This window comes from Bradyrhizobium sp. SZCCHNS1050, from assembly GCF_032484785.1.
GTDB lineage: Bacteria > Pseudomonadota > Alphaproteobacteria > Rhizobiales > Xanthobacteraceae > Bradyrhizobium.
The window spans coordinates 257,882-275,550 of sequence record NZ_JAUETR010000001.1 but is presented as its reverse complement, the minus strand read 5'-3'; the positions used below and the strand labels follow the sequence as shown (position 1 = coordinate 275,550).

Sequence of the window (17,669 nt, the reverse complement as noted above, 5' to 3'; positions counted from 1 at the left end):
GGCCGCTTGCCGGGTGCGGCCGCAGCGTCTGTTGCTGAGACGGCGCCGGTGTGCGCGAGGTCGAGTGTCTCGTCACCTGAGCGGTCTGCGGGCCGGCGATGCCGGCACGACCGCGAGCGCTGTTGGTTTTCCAAGCGTCCGGAACTTTTTCGCGTCTGCTGAATTGTCGGCCGTTCCATCTCGGAACGCCGCGGGGAATCATGGGCGAGCCGGACATAGCCAGGGGCGCGCTGGCAACGATGCAGCGTTCCTATGGCGCCTTGAGCATCAAGGGGCGCCTCCTTCTCCTGGCCGGCATTCTGTTCCTGCCCTGCGTCGGGCTGATCGCCTATGTCATCGTATCGATGGCGCAATCCGCCGACGCCTCGATCCGGCGCGGCCTGTCCTATGCCGCGCAGACGATCTCCGGTGCCGTCGACGCCGAATTGCGGCGCTACATCGCGCTCGCCGAGGTGCTGGGCAAGTCTCCGGATCTCAGTGCCGCCGATCTCAGCAACTTCGAGGCGGAGGCGCGCCGCGTCGGTGCGGTCAGCGGCGAAGGCTGGATCATCGTGTCGGACGCGAGCGGCCGCATCCTGCTCAACACCGGGGCGACGCCGGGCAAGCCGCTCGGCGAGGGCGCGCCCGAAGGCTGGGGCTCGCAGGAGCGCGCCTTTCAGTCCGGAAGGCCGTCGATCTCCGACATTTTCACCGGTCCGAATTCCGGCGCGTGGGTGGCGACCGTCGATGTTCCCGTCTTCAAGGACGGCAAGCCGTTCCGCTGCCTTTCGATTGCCATGCCAGCCGCGAACTACACCCGGCTGCTGGCCCAGCAGCAGCTGCCGGCCGACTGGCTGGTCGGCATCATGGACGGCCAGGGCCGCTACATTTCGCGCATCCCGAAGAACGCGACCTCGACCGGGCAGCCGGCGTCGGCCGGATGGCGGGCGACTGCCAAGGCTGAGGGGATCGCGGAGTTTCCGTCGATCGAGGGCGATCGGATCATCAACGCCAATGCGCGTCCCCAACTGAGCGACTGGACTGTCGGGGTCGGCATCAAGCAGGCGGCTTTCGCCCAGGCGATCTCCTCGACGGTGCAGACCGCAACCATCGTGGCGACGACGATCTGTGCCCTGGCGCTGCTGCTGGCGGCCGGCATCGGACGAAGCATCGCCCGGCCGCTCGAAAGCATCGCCGTCAAGCGCGCCATCCCCGGCGAGGCCGCGCCCTCCGATCCCCCGGAGGTCCGGGCGCTCAACGCCCGACTAGCTGCGGCCGAAAAGGCGCAGGCGGAGAGTGCACGCGTCATCCAGGAGAATTTCGGGATGCTCGCCCAAGCCAGGGACGATGCGTCGCGCACGGCCGGGCAGCTCAAACTCGCCGCGAAATACGGACGGCTTGGCACCTTTACCTGGGACGGCAGATCCGGCGCCAGCCACTGGTCCGATGAGATCGAAGAGCTCTATGGGCTTGCGCCGGGCACGTTCCCCGGGACCTATGACGCCTGGCTGGCGCTGGTGCATCCCGAGGACCAGGCGCGTGCCGACCGGGACAACAAGCAGGCGCTGACAACCGGGGAGCTCGATTCGGAATGGCGGGTGCCGCTGCCCGACGGCTCGATCCGCTGGATCGAGGCGCGCGCCCGCATGTTGGGCGGCGAGGGCGGCGGCGATCCGTACATGATCGGCGTCAACATCGACGTCACGGCCGCGAAGGAAGCCGACCGCAAGCGCGAGCTGCTCGTGCATGAGCTGGCCCATCGCGTCAAGAACAGCCTCGCCGTGGTGCAATCGCTGGCGCATCAGCTGCTGCCGCGGCACGACGCCAAGGTCCGCGATTTCACGTCACGCCTGCATGCGCTGGCGACGGCGCACACGAGCCTTGCCGAGAACGACTGGCAGGGCGCCGATCTCGCCGCCCTCATCAGGAGTCAGGTCGCGCCGTTCGCCAGCACACCGGATCAACTCGCCACCCACGGCCCCGCCATCCTGGTTCCGGTCGAGCTGACGACGCAGCTGGCGCTCGTCATCCACGAGATGGCCTGCAACGCCAGCAAATATGGCGCGCTCACCACGCCCGACGGCCACGTCGATGTCAGCTGGTCGTTGGCGCAGGACGCGCTGCATGTTCGCTGGCAGGAAAGCGGCGGCCCGCCGGCAACGGAGCCGCCAGTGGTCGGCTTCGGCAGCCGGCTGCTGACCCGCACGGTCAGGCATCTGCAGCGGACGTTTGCCGAGAGTGGGCTGACCTGCCAGTTCGAGCTGCCCTGGCTCAAGACGCCTGGCGAGAGTTCGGTGGCCGCAACGGAGGCGGGCTGAGCGCCGGCGCGCGAAACGCTGCGCGGCTGGTCCCGGCATGGCCTTGCCCGAAGTCCAAGCGAGGCGCGGCGTCTGCGCGGCTGGAGTCCGCGCTCCAACGAGGACGCGATCGTCGCCACTGCGGAAAGTCTGCTCGAACTCGGCATCGTGAAACGTGAAATCGGTTGAACGAGCCGCTTGCGCTGCGGCCGCGCCGTCTCAAATTGTTGATGAAGCTGAGATGGGAGCCCAAAACTCGTTTATAAACAATCCGTTCACCATAGATCCTGCGATGCCGGTTCGGACCGCGGGCCAAGGGAGTTGAAGGGCCATGGGAGCAGACGAGATACTATCCGCTGCGCGACTGATCGTAGATGCCCGCAAGCAGCGGGCGCCCTTGGGGGCTCTGCCGCCTCAGCTTCAGCCGAAGGATGAAGCAGCCGGCTATGAGATCCAGCGCGAAGTCCATTGGCTGCTCGCCGAACAGGCCGGTGACTTCGCCGGCTACAAGATCGGCTGCACCAGCAAGGTGATGCAGGACTATCTTGGCATTCCGCATCCCTGTTCCGGCGGAGTGTTCGCGTCCGGTATTCACCAGACAGGTGTCGAACTGCGCACGGCCGACTTCGTCCGCGTGGGCGTCGAATGCGAGATCGCCGTGCGGCTCAAGCACGACCTGCTGCCGTTGGACGCGCCGTTCACCATGGATCGTGTCGTCGAGGCGATCGGCGACTGTCACGCGGCGATCGAGATCGTCGACGACCGTTATGTGCAATGGCAGACGCTGGGCGCGCCGATGCTCGTCGCCGACGATTTCTTTGCTGCCGGCTGTGTCCTCGGCCCGGCGCTCCCACGCGCTGCCGTAGCGGACTTGGCCGCGGTGCAGGGCCGTGCCATCGTCAACGGCACCTTGGTCGGCGAGGGCACTGGCGCGGATGTGCTGGGACATCCGGTCCATGCGCTGGCCTGGCTTGCCAATCATCTCGCCGCCAGTGGTGACGGGCTCGAGGCCGGGCAGCTCGTCCTGACCGGCAGCCTGGTCAAGACGATCTGGCTCAAGGCCGGCGACCGGGTACGGATGGAGCTGGACGGCCTCGGTGTGGTCGAGGCGACGTTCGGGTGAGCCGAGGTAGGGCCGGAACGTCTTGAGCTGGGGTCCGTCAGCTCGGGTGTGACAGCTAAAACGAACGCGGCCTCCGGCAGGGGAGCTACCGGAGGCCGCGTATACATCACCCGCCGCGCCTAGGTTCGCATTGGGCAATGTGGGAGCTCGTTTTCAGAGAAGGGCGGCGGCTGCGGGGGTCATGCGCCGTGACCCATATCGCGCTCGGCCATCCCTTGTCCGACCCTCCCGCGCGGGGAGGGATTTCGGTCGTGTCCTGGTCCTCGTTTCGATTTGCGCCTTGCGAGGTCATCGCATGGGCGGCTTCCCGAGCGACCGGGCGGCGCTCCGCCCGGTCATTGATGCTGAGGTTTGCCTCAGAACGGCAGCAGGATATCCATCACCTGCTGGCCGTAGCGCGGCTGCTGGACGTCGGAGATCTGGCCGCGGCCGCCGTAGGAGATGCGGGCCTGGGCGATCTTGGTGGAGTCGATGGTGTTGTCGCTCTGGATGTCCTCGGGCCGCACGATGCCGGCCACGATCAGCTCGCGGATCTCGTAGTTGACCCGGATCTCCTGCTTGCCTTCGACGACGAGGTTGCCGTTCGGCAGCACCTGCGTCACGACCGCGGCGACGCTGGTGGTCAAGGACTCCGACCGCTGGATCGTGCCCTTGCCGTCCGAGGACGAGGTGCCGTCGGCAGTCAGGATGCGGCCGGGCAGCACCTTCTGCGCCTGCACGCCGAGCGTCTTCGCGCCGATGAAGTCGGTGATGCCCGAATCCTCCTTGTTGGTGCGGCTGCGCTGGGTCTCGTTGGCGAAATTGGCCTTGTCGGAGATGCTGACCGTGACGGTCAGGAGGTCGCCGACCTGACGGGCGCGCTGGTCCTTGAAGAAGGCGCGCGAGCCGTTGCGCCACAGCGAGTTCGGCGCGTAGGACACGGTTTCGGGCTTCGGCATCGGCATCTGCACCGGCTTGTAGCCCGGCTGCGTGGTCGGATTGTCGATCTCCGTCAGCTTCGGCCGCTCGCCAATCTGGCTGAGACGGTCGATCGAGGAGCATCCGCCGGCGATCGACAGCACCGCGAAGGAAACCGAGATCAGCGCGACCCGGCGCAGGCTCGAGACGCCCCGATCATCAAACTTGAACTTCGACATGAAACTTACTCGGCTTTCGGGGTGGCGGAGGTGGGAAGGCGGCTGGCGACGGCGACGGGTGCGGCGATGTCGGCTTCGGAGGTCTGCGCCGGCTTGGCGACGGCGATGTCGACGGAGACCTGGCCGCGACCCGAGACGCGACCGGTCACGGTGCGCTTGGACTGCAGATTGAGCACGCTGACGACGTCGCCTTCGGTGCCCGACTCCAGCGCCTTGCCGCGCGTGGTGAGATAGATGCCGGCGGTCTGGAAGATCAGCGTGACCGCCTGGTCGCGCTGCACGAGGTCGGGCTTGGCGAGGTCGGTGGTCTTCAGCGCCTGGCCCGCGCGCGCCGGGCGGCGCATCTGCATGCCCACTGCGAGCTCGCGCGTGGCGGGGTCGCCGCCGCCGAGCTCGGCGCGCGGCCGCCGCTCGGTCTGCAGGTCGCCTGAGCGGATCATCTCGTTGCGGTCGATGTTGCGGGTCAACACCACGGCCTCGACGGTTTCGATCGCCGTGCCGGTGTAGCGCAGCTTGGTCGGGCTCGCGCCATTGGCATGGCCGAGCTCCAAGGTGATGTCGAAGCGGCCGCTGCGCGGGTCGAACCGGACGCTGGTCGGCGCCAGCGTGCCCGACGTCGAGGCCTCGAATTTGAGGTCCTGCACCGGCTGGTCGAAGCTGATGCTGAGGTTGGCGGCATCGCCAAGTCCGTTGCGGTGATCGAGCGCCTGGGCCACCGTCGTGCTGATCTCCTTGGCGTCGACGGCGCGCGCCAGCCGCGTGACCGCGACCTCCTTGATGTCGCGGACCTCGACGCCGATCACCTGGTGGGTGCGCAGGGTTGCGATCACCTGCGCGGCCGGCAGCACGCCGGTCGTGCCGAGGTCGGGCGCGCGGTAGACGGCGATGTTGGCCGCGACGCCCGCATTGTCGATCAGGTCGCCGACGCGAACGATGTCGCCGGTGACGTTCACGGTGGAGCGCAGTACGGGCGCCTTGATCTGGTCGTCGGCCTCGCCGGCCAGCGCCGATAGCGCAGTCGAGGCGAGCAGGGCGGCCGCAAGCAGGAAGGGACGGACGGTGCGGGTCATGATGGCGATCTCCCTTCGAACCTCAGCGGAACAGCGCAGTGGTCGACTGCAGCATCTGGTCCGCGGCCGAGATGACCTTGGCGTTCATCTCGTAGGCGCGCTGCGCGGCGATCAGCTCGCTCATCTCGCTGACGACGTCGACATTGGCCTGCTCCAGGCTGCCCTGGGTGATGCTGCCGAGACCATCCTGGTTGGCGACGCCGTCCTGCGGCGGCCCGGAGGAGGGGGTGTCGGTGAACTGGTTGTTGCCGACCGGCTGCAGGCCGGCCTTGTTGATGAAGCGGGTGACCTGGAGCTGGCCGATGATGTTCGAGGTGGTCGAGCCCGGCAGCGTCACCGAGACCTGGCCCTGCGCGTTGACGGTGATGCCCGAGGCGTTCTGCGGGATCGTGATGGTCGGCTGCACCGGGTTGCCCTGGGCGGTAACGATCCGGCCCTGATTGTCCATCTGGAAGGTGCCGTCGCGGGTGTACTGGAAGGTGCCGTCGGGCATCAGCACCTTGAAGAAGCCCTCCCCCGAGATCGCGAGGTCGAGATCGTTGCCGGTCTGCGACAGCGTGCCCTGCGTCATCGAGCGCGGCGTGCCGACGGTCTTGACGCCGCCGCCGATGTCGATGCCGACGGGCAGGATCGTGCCCTGGTCCGACGACTGCGCGCCGACGCGGCGCATGTGCTCGTAGATCAGGTCCTGGAACGCCACCGTCTGCTTCTTGAAGCCGGTGGTGCGCAGGTTGGCAATGTTGTTGGAGATCACCTGAACGTTGAGTTCCTGTGCCGCCATTCCGGTCGCAGCGGTGTGAAGCGCCTGCATGTCACGTCTCCTTCAAGATCTGTCAGGCCGGAACGTCGGCGAGTTTCTCGATCGCGTTCTTGCGCAGGTCGCTCTGGACCTGGAGCATGTTGGCGACCTGGGTGTAGGCGCGCATCACTTCGACCATCTTGCTCATCTCGCCGACCGCGCTGACGTTCGACTTCTCGATGTAGCCCTGCTGGATGGTCGACTTGGTGTCCTGCTGCGGGATGGCGCCGCCGGCGGCGGCGTAGAGGTTGTTGCCCTGCTTCTGCGCGGCCTGCGGATCGGCGAAGTTCACGATGCGCAGCTTGCCGCGGATCGAGTCGGTGCGGTTGACGCCCTCGACCACCGTCACGGTGCCGTCGGGCGAGATGTTGATGTCGTGGTCGGTCGGCTGAAACACGATCGGACCGCCGGTGCCGAGCACGAGGTCACCGGCGGCGGTGACAAGCTGGCCGAGATTGTTCATGTGCAGATTGCCGTCGCGGGTGTAGCGCTCGCCGGCCGCGGTCTGCACCGTCAGGAAGCCGTTGCCCGTGACGGCGACGTCGAGCGCGTTGCCGGTGCGCTGCATCGAGCCCTGCGAGAAGTCGCGATAGGTGCCGCGGTCCTGGACATAGGACACCCTGCGGGCGGCGCCCGGAAAATTGTCTTCATGCGCGCCGGAGGAGAGATACTCCTCGAACAGCTGCTGATCGGCCTTGAAGCCGTTGGTGTTGACGTTGGCGACGTTGTTGGCAACGACGTCGAGTTGCCGCTCCAGCACCATCTGCCGCGACAATCCGATGAGAAGCGCGTTCTCCACCGGTCGATCTCCCCTTTTGACGAATCCCGTTCGCGGCACCTCTCCCAAGGCGGTCTCGACCGGGTCTTCAACGAACCGTTCAGCTCTCCCAAGCCGGCGGGTTCGCAAGGGGTACAGCGAAAGCCGTGCCACTATGAAAATCGTATTCCTATCAATGAATTAGAGTTTCGATGGCTTCCGAAACGCCCGGCAATAACGTCTCGCTAACCATAATTGCCCGGCAAGATTTTCCCACCGCCTCGGCAAAAGAAAGCTTCCGTTAACCATTGTTACCGTAGCGTTCACTCAACAAAGCGCAGATGCGCTGGGAGCGTTGGTTTCGCGTCATTAAGCTTTCTGGCGGCATCGGCTCGATTTTCCGGAAGGATCCGAAAGCCATGGCCGAGAACGACGCCGGAGCAGGCGAAGGCGAGGAGCAAGCAGGCTCGCCGAAGAGCAAGCTCAAGCTGATCATCATGGTCGTCGGCGCGCTGGCGCTGCTCGGCGTCGGTGGTGCGGCCTATTTCTTCTTCTTCAGCCACAAGAACGACGAGCATCACGCCGAGGCGGCGCCGCCACCGAAGCCGCCGGCCTTCGTCGAGGTGCCGGACCTTCTCGTCAACCTGGTCGGCAATCCCGGTGACCGCGTCCAATATCTGAAAGTGAAGATCGTGCTGGAGGTGAAGGAGGAGAAGCAGGTCGAGTCGATCAAGCCGACGCTGCCGCGCGTCACCGACATCTTCCAGACGTACTTGCGCGAGCTCCGGCCGAGCGACCTCAACGGCTCGGCGGGCCTGTTCCGGCTCAAGGAGGAGCTCACCAAGCGGGTCAACGTCGCGCTGGCGCCCAACCAGGTCAACGCGGTGTTGTTCAAGGAAATCGTGGTCCAGTAAGGCAAAGAAGCTCAACGATCATGGCGGGCAACGATCAAGTCGACCAGGATGCGATAGCCGCGCAATGGGAAGCCTCGCTCGACTCGGAGGATCCCACGGAGGCCGCGGAAGCCGCAGCAGCCAATGAACTCACCGAATCGATGGCCCTGCAATGGGCCGCGATGGTCGAGGACGGCAGCCGCGATTTCGGCGCCACCAAGAACGGCGGCGAGCGGGTGCTGTCGCAGGAGGAGATCGACAATCTCCTCGGCTTCACCGCCGGCGAGGTCAGTCTCGACGACCATTCCGGCATTCGCGCGATCATCGATTCGGCGATGGTCTCCTACGAGCGTCTGCCGATGCTCGAAATCGTCTTCGACCGCCTGGTGCGGCTGATGACGACGTCCTTGCGCAACTTCACCTCCGACAACGTCGAGGTCTCGCTCGACCGCATCACCTCGGTGCGCTTCGGCGACTACATGAACTCGATCCCGCTGCCCGCCGTGCTCAGCGTGTTCAAGGCGGAGGAGTGGGAGAATTTCGGGCTCGCCACCGTCGACTCGACCCTGATCTATTCGATCATCGACGTGCTGCTCGGCGGCCGCCGCGGCAACACCCAGCTCCGCGTCGAGGGTCGCCCCTACACGACGATCGAGACCAACCTGGTCAAGCGCCTGATCGAGGTGGTGCTGAGCGATGCCGAGCAGGCGTTCCGGCCGCTGTCGCCGGTGCGCTTTACCATCGACCGGCTCGAGACCAATCCGCGTTTCGCCGCGATCAGCCGGCCCGCCAATGCCGCGATCCTGGTGAAGCTGCGGATCGACATGGAAGACCGCGGCGGCAACATCGAGCTGCTGCTGCCCTACGCGACGATCGAGCCGATCCGGCCCGTGCTGTTGCAGATGTTCATGGGTGAGAAGTTCGGCCGCGATCCCGTCTGGGAAGGCCACTTCGCCACCGAGATCGCCAAGGCCGAGATCGCCGTCGACGCCGTGCTCTACGAGGCCGACGTGCCGCTGAAGCAGCTCATGAAGCTGAAGGTCGGCGACACCCTGCCGCTCGACATCCGTCCCGATGCGCTGGTCGCGGTCCGCTGCGGCAGCACCATGCTGACGGAGGGGCGGATGGGGCGGGTCGGCGACCGCGTCGCGATCCGTGTCACCAAGAATTTGCGCAAGCCGAATACGACGCTTGCGATGTTCGAAGGCGCCGAAGGCCAGAACAAGTTGATGGAGGCCCAATGAACCACTCCCTCGGATTGATCATCGAAAGTCTGGTGGCGGTCTTGTTGGTGCTGACCATCGGCTATTGCATGCTGCTGAATTCCAGGCTCAAGCGGCTGAAGGCGGACGAGCATTCGCTCAAGGCCGTGATCGCGGAGCTGATCACCGCGACCGAGATCGCCGAGCGGGCGATCGGCGGCCTCAAGCTCGCGGTGCGCGACGTCAACGACAATCTCGGCAATCAGCTCGCCGCCGCGACGCAGATGTCCGACCAGTTGCGCAAGCAGCTCGCCGAGAGCGACGGCGTGGTGCGCCGGCTGTCGCGCATCGCCAGCGCCGCGCGACCCATCACCTCGCCTGAAGCCGCGCCGGAGCCGGCCCCTGCGCCTGCGCCGGTGCCGGCGATCACGACCGAGCCGGTGCGCGTCTCCAGTGCCAAGGCGGTTGCCGCCGCGGCCCAGGCATTCTCCGAACGTCGAAGGACTGGTGGCCTTGCCGCATGAATGCGTTTCGTAACATCCGCGTCATTCCCGTCGTCCTGATCGCGGTGGCCTGCCTTGCGGTCCTGAAGGTGGCCGGCCTCGTGATCGATGGCGGCTACGTTTTCGACTATGACCCTCACCCGACCAAGCGGTCCTGGGCCCAGGAGAACCTGGGCTATCCCGGCCGCGAGGACAACGACATCGTCACCGGCTCCACGCACGGCGCGCCGAAGGAGAAGAAGGAGGAGGCGCCCAAGCCCGCCGCTCCCGACACCAAGCCCGAGGGCGTGGTGATCAAGCCCGAGGAGAACCAGCAGCAGGTGTCGCCGGCGGAGAAGGCGATCCTCGAGCGGCTGCAGTCGCGTCGCCAGGAGCTCGACGCGCGCGCTCGCGAGATCGACATCCGCGAGAGCCTGTTGCGCGCCGCCGAGCAGCGCATCCAGTCCAAGACCGAGGAGATGAAGGCGATCGAGGGCCGCATTTCCGGCGCGCAGGCCGCCAAGACCGAGGCCGACAACGCCCGCTTCAAGAGCATCGTCACGATGTACGAGGGCATGAAGCCGAAGGATGCCGCCAAGGTGTTCGACCGGCTCGAGATGTCGGTGCTGATCGAGATCGCCTCGCAGATCGCCCCGCGCAAGATGTCGGACATTCTCGGTCTGATGACGCCGGAGGCCGCCGAGCGGCTCACCGTCGAGCTCGCGCGCCGGGCCGGCGCCGACAGGCCCGAGACCAGCGCCGAGCTGCCGAAGATCGAGGGCAAGATCGTGCCTGTGAAGAGCAATTGAGCCGCATGTTTAATGCGCCCTTAAACGCCGGCACCTAGATTTCCGGCGTGGCGGGGCAGGCGTATCCGTCAAGTTGCGGATGTCGAACCGGAAGCTTGTGACCATGGCGCGCACGACTCCCATTGGATTGCGGTCGAAGGCCCGCGCACGGGCGCGCGCCGGCCTTGCCCTGCTGTCGGCCATCGTCATCGGTCTGGTGCTGTCCACGGTCGCGGCAGGCGCTGCGCCGGTGCCGGGCGAGGCGAGCCTGTCGGCTCAGGACGGCTATGCGCGGCTGGTGCTGAAATTCGCCGAGGACGTCAGCGCCGACGTCACCACCGCCGGCTCGATTCTGCTGATCAGGTTCGATCGCGCCGCCACCGTTCCGATCGACCGCTGGGTGGATGCTGCGCCCGACTATATCTCATCGGCCCGCGGCGACCCCGACGGCTCGGCGCTGCGGTTGTCGCTGTCGCGCAAGGTCCGCGTCAACACCATGACCGCGGGCGAACGCGTCTTCATCGACCTGTTGCCCGACAGTTGGACCGGCCCGCCGCCGCCGCTGCCGGCCGAGGTCGTGCGCGAGCTCGCCGAGCGCGCGCGCGCCGCCGAGAAGGCGCTGCGGCTGCAGCGCGCCGAGGCGGAATCGAAGAAGCGGCCGCCGATCCGCGTCCGCGCGCTGGTGCAGCCGACCTTCGTGCGCTTCGTGTTCGAGATCCCCGACGGTGTCGGCATCTCCTCGGTGCTCAACGACCAGAAGCTGTCGCTGTTCTTCACCGCGCCGCTGTCCTTCGATCTCGCCGACGCCAAGCTCGTCGCGCCGCCGAACGTCGCCGCGATCAACCAGCGCATCGACGGCAGCAGGACCGTCGTCGAGCTCGGCCTGGTCGGCGAGGTCGACGTTCGCGCCTTCCGCGAGGAGAAGAACTACAACATCGACGTCGCCTATCAGCAGCCGGACAAGAAGGTTTCCGCAGTCTCCTCGGACACGCTGCCGGGCGCCAAGGCGGCCGCGGCCGACAAACCCAACGGCAGCAAACCCAATGGCGACAAGCCGAAGCAGGCTGCGCAGCCCGAGATCGTGCCGCCGACCTCCGACACCATCGCCAAGGAGATGAAGACGGAGGCCAAGCCGGCGCCTGCGGTCGCGGCGCCGGCCACCGAGCCCGCAGCCCAGCCGGCGCCGTCGGCAGCGGCTGTTGCCGCGCCCGCCGCCGCGAAGGCCGAAGCCGCGCCCGAGGCCGCCAAGCCTGAAGCTGCTGCGCCTGAAGCCGCCAGATCCGAACCAGCGAAGCCCGAGGCGATGAAGCCGGAGGCCGGCAAAGCCGAAGCCGCCAAGCCCGTCGAGACCAAGTCTGCCGAGACCAAGTCGGCCGAAACCAAGCCTGCCGAGAAGGCAGCCAATGGAGCCGCCACCCTGGAGGCCCTGCGCGACAGTGAGGGCCTGCGGCTCACCTTCGGCTTCGGCCAGGTCACGCCAGCGGCGCTGTTCCGCCGCGGCGATACGGTATGGATGGTGTTCGATTCGACCAAGCCCGTCGACGTCGAACCCATCCGCGCCAAGGGCGGCGCCATCATCGGCGAGGTCAACAGGATGTCGCTCGAGAACGGGCAGGCCATCCGGATCCGGCTCAACCGCCCGCAGATGCATTCGCTCGGCAGCGATGATGGCGGGCGCAGCTGGATGCTGTCGTTCGCCGACAAGGGCCAGGCCAATCAGCAGCCGCTGATGGTGATGCGCAACGTCACCGATCCCGCGCTTGCCAATGTGATGGTGCCGCTCGCCAATCCCGGAGCCGGCATGCTGCACCGGGTGATCGACCCGGATGCCGGCGACACGCTGCTGGTCGTGACGGCGCCGCCGCCGATCCGCGGCTTCATCAAGCGCCAGGATTTCGTCGATCTGTCGCTGCTCGATTCCATTCACGGCATCGCGGTTCGTCCGAATTCGGATGACGTCGCCGTCGAGATCGCGCCCGACAAGGTGATCCTGGGCCGGCCGGGCGGGCTGACGCTGTCGTCGATCGGCTTCTCGCCGGAGCGGGCGCCGACCGCTGTCAGGCCGATGTTCGACATCGACGAATGGCAGCAGAACCAGACCCAGCCGTTCGTGCCGCGCGAGGATCTCCTGATCAAGGCCGCGGCCAACGCCGAGCCGGAGCGGCGGGCGCAGGCGCGGCTGGCGCTGGCGCGCTTCTACATGGCGCGAGCGATGTATCCGGAAGCGCGCGGTGTCACCAATCTGATGATCTCCGACGCCGACCCGCGCACCGAAGAGACCGCCATGCTGATGATCCACGCGGTGGCGAGCATCCTGATGGGCCGGCCGGATCAGGGGCTCAAGGATCTCGCCACGCCGTCGATCGGGAACAATTTCGACTCCCAGATGTGGAAGGGCCTCGCCTTCGCCCGGCAGGGCAAGTTCGCGGACGCGCGCGAGAAGCTGAAGAACGTCGAGTTCGCCATCGCCTCGCTGCCGCTCGACCTGCAGCGCGTCGTGATCGCTGACGCGATGAAGTCGGCGCTCGAGATCAAGGATTTCGCCGGCGCCGCGAAGCGGCGCGCCGAGCTCGACGTGATCGGCGTGCCCGCGGACATGAAGCCCGACATCGCCGTGCTGCGCGGCCGACTCGCCGAGGCGATGGCGCAGGAGAAGGATGCGCTCGACGACTATCGCTTCGCCGTCAATTCCGACGACCGCATGGCGGCCGCGGAGGCCAAGCTGCTCGAGATCAAGCTTCTGCAGAAGCGCGGCGAGATCAAGCCGCCCGACGCGTTGAAGGAGCTGGAGACCTTGCAGGTGATCTGGCGCGGCGACGCCATCGAGGTGCAGACGTTGCAGATGATGGCGCAGCTCTACGAGGAGGCCGGGCGCTACGCGGACTCGCTCGAGGCCGCTCGCCAGGCCACCCGCCTGATGCCCAACTCCGACTTGGCGCGGCAGGCCCAGGATGCAGCCTCCCGCCTGTTCTCGCAGTTGTTCCTGAGCGGCAAGGCCGACGAGCTTCCGCCGGTCGATGCGCTCAGCATCTTCTACGGGTTTCGCGAGCTGACTCCGATCGGCCGCCGCGGCGACGAGATGATCCGCAAGCTCGCCGACCGCCTGGTCGGCATCGATCTGCTCGATCAGGCCGCCGAGCTTCTGCAATACCAGGTCGACCACCGCCTCGAAGGTGCGGCGCGCGCCCAGGTCGCCGCGCGTCTCGCCATGGTCTACCTCACCAACCGCAAGCCGGACCGCGCCATCGAGGCGCTGCGCACCACCCGCATCGCCGATCTCGCGGGCGAGCTGCGCCAGCAGCGGCTGCTCTTGGAGGCGCGCGCCAACAGTGACATCGGTCGTTACGACCTCGGGCTGGACATCATCAGTAACATCGGCGGCCGCGAGGCGATCCGGCTGCGCTCCGACATCTACTGGGCGTCGCGGCGCTGGCGCGAGGCGTCCGAGCAGATCGAGCTCTACTACGGCGATCGCTGGCGCGATTTCCGCCCGCTCAATCCGGCGGAGCGCGGCGACATCCTGCGCGCCGTGGTCGGCTATGCGCTCGCCGACGACGCCATCGGCCTCGCCCGCTTCCGCGAGAAATATGCGCCGCTGATGACCGGCGAGGCGGACAAGATCGCGTTCGACGTCGCCAGCAAGCCGGCGAGCGGCTCCAGCGCCGAATTCGCGCAGATCGCGAAGATGGCCGCGAGCGTCGACACGCTCGACGGCTTCCTCCGCGACATGCGGGCGCGCTTCCCGGATGCCACCGGCAAAGGACCGGACGGCGGCAAGGATGCCGCGAAGGCCCCGTCGGAAGCGACCGGCGCCTTGCCGCGCATCCAGGGCGTCAAGCAGGCGATCGCCGGCCGTTGATCTCAACGCCGCACGCGGAGCCGGAGAGCCACCAGATGAGCCGACCAGGCCGAAGCCGAGCTCATCGCGATACTGTCCGCAATCCGCCCGACGCGCGTCCAGACGAAAGGTCGAGACTGCCGTGCGACGCCGGTGGAACGGCCATTGTCTCGTTCGTTCAGTCAGAGCGATGTGGCGCAAGTGCTTCGATGATGCGGCAGTCGGCAACGGTGCCGTGCTTGCAGCGCCCGATAACATCGGCAAGCTCGTCGCGCAGCGCCACGAGGTCCGCGATCTTGCGTTCGATCTCTGCCAGGTGTTGGCCGGCGATGACGTCGACCGCGTCGCACGAGCGGTCTCGCTGATCGGCGAGGTCCAGCAGGTCACGGACCTGGTCGATGGAGAAGCCCAAGTCGCGGGCACGCCGGATGAAGCTCAGTCGCCCCAGTTGGTCGTTGTCATAGGCTCGGTAATTGCCCTCGGTTCTCGCCGGAAGAGGTAGCAGGCCGATCCGCTCATAATAGCGGATCGTTTCGACTTTGGTGCCGGTCCGCTTCGCGAGGTCTCCGATGGTCAGTCGTGACATGGCTTGACCCTGTAGTGGCTACAGGGTCCATATAGGACGTCGCATCATCTTGTAAGAGGCGACGATATGCCTGGTTGTCATGACGACTGCTGTTCCTCTTCCCCTCCGAGGGAACTGGACAGCCCCCGCTGGCGTCGTGCGCTCTGGATTGCGTTGGCTATCAACGGAGCCATGTTTCTGACGGAGATCGCAGCAGGCGTGGCGGCCGGGTCGGCCTCGCTGCAGGCGGACGCGATCGACTTCCTCGGTGATACGGCCAACTATGCGATCAGCCTCGGAGTGGCGGGACTGGCGCTGAGCTGGCGAGCGCGCGCCGCCCTTCTGAAGGGCTGGTCGCTCGTCCTGCTTGGCGTCCTTGTCCTTGCCTCCACTGTCTGGCACGCAATGACCGGCACCCTCCCGGAGGCGAAGGCGATGGGGATCGTCGGCATGCTCGCCCTTGTCGCCAATGCGGGCGTGGCCCTCATGCTTTACCGCTTCCGGATCGGCGACGCGAATATGAGGTCGGTCTGGATCCGCTCCCGGAACGATGCGATCGGCAACGTCGCCGTACTCGCGGCCGCAGCCGGTGTGTTCGGCACCGGCACGGCATGGCCGGATCTCATTGTGGCGGCGATCATGGCCGCGCTTGGTTCGAGCGGTGGCTGGCACATCATACAGCGAGCTCGCATCGAGTTGCGCGGCTCCCCCACATCGCGCCCCATCGCAAGCCCAATCCGGGCGAACTGATCGAGGGCACGTGTCAATGGAAAGTCACGACCGACTGCCTTTCGCTCACACCGAGAGGTGAAACCTACCCGCCGTAGCTCTGCACCAGGCTGCCGGCCACCAGCGACCAGCCGTCGACCAGCACGAAGAAGATCAGCTTGAACGGCAGCGACACCACGACCGGCGGCAGCATCATCATGCCCATCGACATCAGGACCGAGGCGACCACGAGATCGATGATCAGGAAGGGCAGGAACAGCAGGAAACCGATCTCGAAGGCGCGCTTGAGCTCGGAGATCATGAAAGCCGGCACCAGGATGCGCAGCGACAGGTCGTCGGGCGTCGCCGGCGGCGGCTCGCCGGAGAGGTCCATGAACAGCTTCAGGTCCTTCTCGCGCACGTTCTTCTGCATGAAGCCGCGCAGCGGCACCGAGGCGCGCTGCAGCGCGTCCTCGACGCCGATCTGGTTCTCCACCAGGGGCCGGATGCCGTCATCATAGGATTTCTGCAACACCGGGCCCATCACGAACGCCGTGAGGAACATCGCGAGCGCGATGATGACCGAGTTGGGCGGCGCGGTCGCTGTGCCCATCGCCGTGCGCAGCAGCGACAGCACGACCACGATGCGCGTGAACGACGTCATCATGATCAGGATCGACGGCGCGATCGACAACACCGTGAGCAGCGCGATCAGTTGGACCGCGCGTTCGGTGACGCCGCCACCGCCGGCGCCGAGATTGATGCTGATGTCCTGCGCAGCAGCACGTCCCGCCAGTAAACCGGCGGCAGTCAGAACAGCGGTGAAGACAACTCTACGCGGGGGAAGCAGCGATCTCACTGAGACGACTTCGGACGTCCGAGCAGCGAAGCCATCTCGTCCTCCAGATTCTCGAAGCTGGTCTTGACCGGCGCGGCCTGCGCCGCAGGCGGCTCGCTGCGCGCGGCCGCCCGGAGCGCCGGGGGACCCGAGGCCGGAGCAGCCGACGGATCGGCTGATGGACGCCGCAGCGCGGCCTCGAGCCGTTGCGCCATCTCGGCCAGATTGGCTTCGGCGCTCGAATCGGCCGCTGCGGGCGGCGGGGCAGCCGGGGGCGGGGGCGGCGGCATCTGGGCCACCGGCGGCAGCGGCGGCGCCGCCGCGCGCTCGACGCGCTCGGCTGCGCGCTCAGCGCTCCGCACCGGCGGCAGCCGGGGCCCCTCGGAAGGGCGCTGCGCCTCGGCCTGACGCTGCGGCTCGGCGGGGCGCAACGGGCGCGGCATCACTGGTTCACCGCGGGCCACCCGCTCGGGGCGCGGCTCCAGGCGGGCTTCGTCTCCGCCGCGCGGTTCTCCACGGACGTCCGCCCGGAGGTCCTGGCGGGGATCGGGACGGCGCGGAGGGAGCGGTGGTTCCGGCGGAAATGCCGGTGCTGGCTCACGCCGCTCTGCGGCAGTCGGCGCCGTGCGGCGAACCTCATCGATGAACGACGGCCGCATCGGGCGCTGCGGCGACTCCGGCATCTGCAACTCGGCATGCTCGGCGGCCTCGGTCTTCGGCTCGTTGTCGGCCCAGGATGGCGCATCCGGCAGCGGCGCGATGCGCGCCGCCGGCGGCTCGGCACTGATGCCCGGCCGCTGTGGCAATTGCTCGCGCGCCGGCATGGCCCGCACGATATTGGATTCGACCACGATGTCGGTCGGCCCGCCGATCATCAGAAGATGCTCTATGTTATCGCGGCGCACGAGCACGAGACGGCGGCGGCCATCGACGGCGGCGGCATCGATCACGGCAAGCCGGGGCATGCGGCCGCGATTCGGGTTCGTGCCGAGACGATTGCCCGCGAATCGACGGACCAGCCAAGCGGCGAGGCCGATCAGCGCCAGCACCGCCACGAATGCAAAAAAGAACGTCAGTGCCTGCATCTCTGTCCCCGGCAAATACCGCGTCCTTTCGAAGTCTTTCGTCTGTCCAACGCATCGCCGGCAGCGAACGGAGCTTCAGAACCGGAACCAACCTGTTAACGCATGACGG

General features: G+C 67.0%; 15 protein-coding genes. 8 read left to right on the top strand and 7 right to left on the bottom strand.

The annotated features are described in order from the left end of the window. The first annotated feature begins 239 nt into the window (after positions 1–239). Together QX094_RS01245 and QX094_RS01240 are read left to right on the top strand one after the other, a co-directional pair. Positions 240–2,297: a sensor histidine kinase gene (locus QX094_RS01245; protein WP_316187524.1), complete on the top strand. Its 2,058-nt coding sequence runs from the start codon at positions 240–242 to the stop codon at positions 2,295–2,297. A 310-nt stretch (positions 2,298–2,607) separates the two neighbouring features. Beyond that, entirely contained in the window at positions 2,608–3,399 is a 792-nt protein-coding gene (locus tag QX094_RS01240) for a 2-keto-4-pentenoate hydratase (RefSeq protein ID WP_316187523.1), read from the top strand. Between the two features lie 356 nt (positions 3,400–3,755). Here QX094_RS01240 and flgH read toward each other — a convergent pair whose 3' ends face one another. From flgH to flgF, 4 genes are read right to left on the bottom strand one after another with little or no spacing between them, the layout of a single operon-like run. After that, on the bottom strand, positions 3,756–4,535 hold the full coding sequence (gene flgH, locus QX094_RS01235) for a flagellar basal body L-ring protein FlgH (RefSeq protein WP_315716010.1): 780 nt from the start codon (positions 4,533–4,535) through the stop codon (positions 3,756–3,758). 5 nt (positions 4,536–4,540) lie between these two features. Further along, positions 4,541–5,608 carry a flagellar basal body P-ring formation chaperone FlgA gene (flgA, locus tag QX094_RS01230; RefSeq protein ID WP_316175803.1) on the bottom strand — a complete coding sequence of 356 codons (1,068 nt, stop codon included), beginning with the start codon at positions 5,606–5,608 and terminating at the stop codon, positions 4,541–4,543. 19 nt (positions 5,609–5,627) lie between these two features. Continuing rightward, positions 5,628–6,416, bottom strand: coding sequence for a flagellar basal-body rod protein FlgG (gene flgG / locus QX094_RS01225; RefSeq protein ID WP_315716012.1), 789 nt, complete (start codon positions 6,414–6,416; stop codon positions 5,628–5,630). Between the two features lie 22 nt (positions 6,417–6,438). Further along, positions 6,439–7,203 (bottom strand): flagellar basal-body rod protein FlgF, encoded by a 765-nt coding sequence (gene flgF, locus QX094_RS01220; protein ID WP_315716013.1) that lies wholly within the window; start codon positions 7,201–7,203, stop codon positions 6,439–6,441. Between the two features lie 377 nt (positions 7,204–7,580). Here flgF and fliL point away from each other — a divergent pair, with 377 nt between their 5' ends. The 5 genes from fliL to QX094_RS01195 all read left to right on the top strand — a co-directional run bounded on the left by fliL (position 7,581) and on the right by QX094_RS01195 (position 14,385). Beyond that, on the top strand, positions 7,581–8,075 hold the full coding sequence (fliL, locus tag QX094_RS01215; protein WP_315716014.1) for a flagellar basal body-associated protein FliL: 495 nt from the start codon (positions 7,581–7,583) through the stop codon (positions 8,073–8,075). Positions 8,076–8,095: 20 nt separating this feature from the next. Continuing rightward, on the top strand, positions 8,096–9,298 hold the full coding sequence (gene fliM, locus QX094_RS01210; RefSeq protein WP_315716015.1) for a flagellar motor switch protein FliM: 1,203 nt from the start codon (positions 8,096–8,098) through the stop codon (positions 9,296–9,298). After that, positions 9,295–9,780 (top strand): DUF6468 domain-containing protein, encoded by a 486-nt coding sequence (locus QX094_RS01205; protein ID WP_315753139.1) that lies wholly within the window; start codon positions 9,295–9,297, stop codon positions 9,778–9,780. The genes fliM and QX094_RS01205 overlap by 4 nt, the downstream gene beginning before the upstream one ends. Continuing rightward, positions 9,777–10,547 carry a flagellar protein FlbB gene (locus QX094_RS01200; protein WP_315716017.1) on the top strand — a complete coding sequence of 257 codons (771 nt, stop codon included), beginning with the start codon at positions 9,777–9,779 and terminating at the stop codon, positions 10,545–10,547. The genes QX094_RS01205 and QX094_RS01200 overlap by 4 nt, the downstream gene beginning before the upstream one ends. A gap of 103 nt (positions 10,548–10,650) precedes the next feature. Further along, positions 10,651–14,385, top strand: a complete 3,735-nt coding sequence (locus QX094_RS01195; RefSeq protein WP_316187522.1) for a tetratricopeptide repeat protein — start codon at positions 10,651–10,653, stop codon at positions 14,383–14,385. Positions 14,386–14,542: 157 nt separating this feature from the next. On the opposite strand, the gene QX094_RS01190 is transcribed toward QX094_RS01195, so the two are convergent. After that, the gene (locus QX094_RS01190; RefSeq protein ID WP_315716019.1) at positions 14,543–14,950 is read right to left on the bottom strand and encodes a helix-turn-helix domain-containing protein; all 408 of its coding nucleotides are present in this window, start codon (positions 14,948–14,950) and stop codon (positions 14,543–14,545) included. A gap of 66 nt (positions 14,951–15,016) precedes the next feature. On the opposite strand from QX094_RS01190, the gene QX094_RS01185 reads away from it, so the two are divergent. Continuing rightward, a complete protein-coding gene (locus QX094_RS01185) occupies positions 15,017–15,679 on the top strand; it encodes a cation transporter (RefSeq protein ID WP_316187521.1) in 663 nt (220 codons plus the stop codon). A 64-nt stretch (positions 15,680–15,743) separates the two neighbouring features. On the opposite strand, the gene fliP is transcribed toward QX094_RS01185, so the two are convergent. Together fliP and QX094_RS01175 are read right to left on the bottom strand one after the other, a co-directional pair. Then, a complete protein-coding gene (fliP, locus tag QX094_RS01180; protein WP_315716020.1) occupies positions 15,744–16,496 on the bottom strand; it encodes a flagellar type III secretion system pore protein FliP in 753 nt (250 codons plus the stop codon). After that, positions 16,493–17,560, bottom strand: coding sequence for a flagellar biosynthetic protein FliO (locus tag QX094_RS01175; RefSeq protein WP_316184645.1), 1,068 nt, complete (start codon positions 17,558–17,560; stop codon positions 16,493–16,495). Before QX094_RS01175 ends, fliP begins: the two co-directional genes overlap by 4 nt. Positions 17,561–17,669: the final 109 nt, after the last annotated feature.

Excerpts from the sequence above, each read along its gene's own strand:
- flgH (WP_315716010.1), bottom strand. The coding sequence starts at position 4,535 with ATGTCGAAGTTCAAGTTTGATGATCGGGGCGTCTCGAGCCTGCGCCGG.
- QX094_RS01175 (WP_316184645.1), bottom strand. The coding sequence starts at position 17,560 with ATGCAGGCACTGACGTTCTTTTTTGCATTCGTGGCGGTGCTGGCGCTG.
- QX094_RS01195 (WP_316187522.1), top strand. The coding sequence starts at position 10,651 with ATGGCGCGCACGACTCCCATTGGATTGCGGTCGAAGGCCCGCGCACGG.
- flgG (WP_315716012.1), bottom strand. The coding sequence starts at position 6,416 with ATGCAGGCGCTTCACACCGCTGCGACCGGAATGGCGGCACAGGAACTC.
- QX094_RS01190 (WP_315716019.1), bottom strand. The coding sequence starts at position 14,950 with ATGTCACGACTGACCATCGGAGACCTCGCGAAGCGGACCGGCACCAAA.
- QX094_RS01245 (WP_316187524.1), top strand. The coding sequence starts at position 240 with ATGCAGCGTTCCTATGGCGCCTTGAGCATCAAGGGGCGCCTCCTTCTC.
- fliM (WP_315716015.1), top strand. The coding sequence starts at position 8,096 with ATGGCGGGCAACGATCAAGTCGACCAGGATGCGATAGCCGCGCAATGG.
- QX094_RS01240 (WP_316187523.1), top strand. The coding sequence starts at position 2,608 with ATGGGAGCAGACGAGATACTATCCGCTGCGCGACTGATCGTAGATGCC.
- QX094_RS01185 (WP_316187521.1), top strand. The coding sequence starts at position 15,017 with ATGCCTGGTTGTCATGACGACTGCTGTTCCTCTTCCCCTCCGAGGGAA.
- QX094_RS01200 (WP_315716017.1), top strand. The coding sequence starts at position 9,777 with ATGAATGCGTTTCGTAACATCCGCGTCATTCCCGTCGTCCTGATCGCG.
- fliL (WP_315716014.1), top strand. The coding sequence starts at position 7,581 with ATGGCCGAGAACGACGCCGGAGCAGGCGAAGGCGAGGAGCAAGCAGGC.
- QX094_RS01205 (WP_315753139.1), top strand. The coding sequence starts at position 9,295 with ATGAACCACTCCCTCGGATTGATCATCGAAAGTCTGGTGGCGGTCTTG.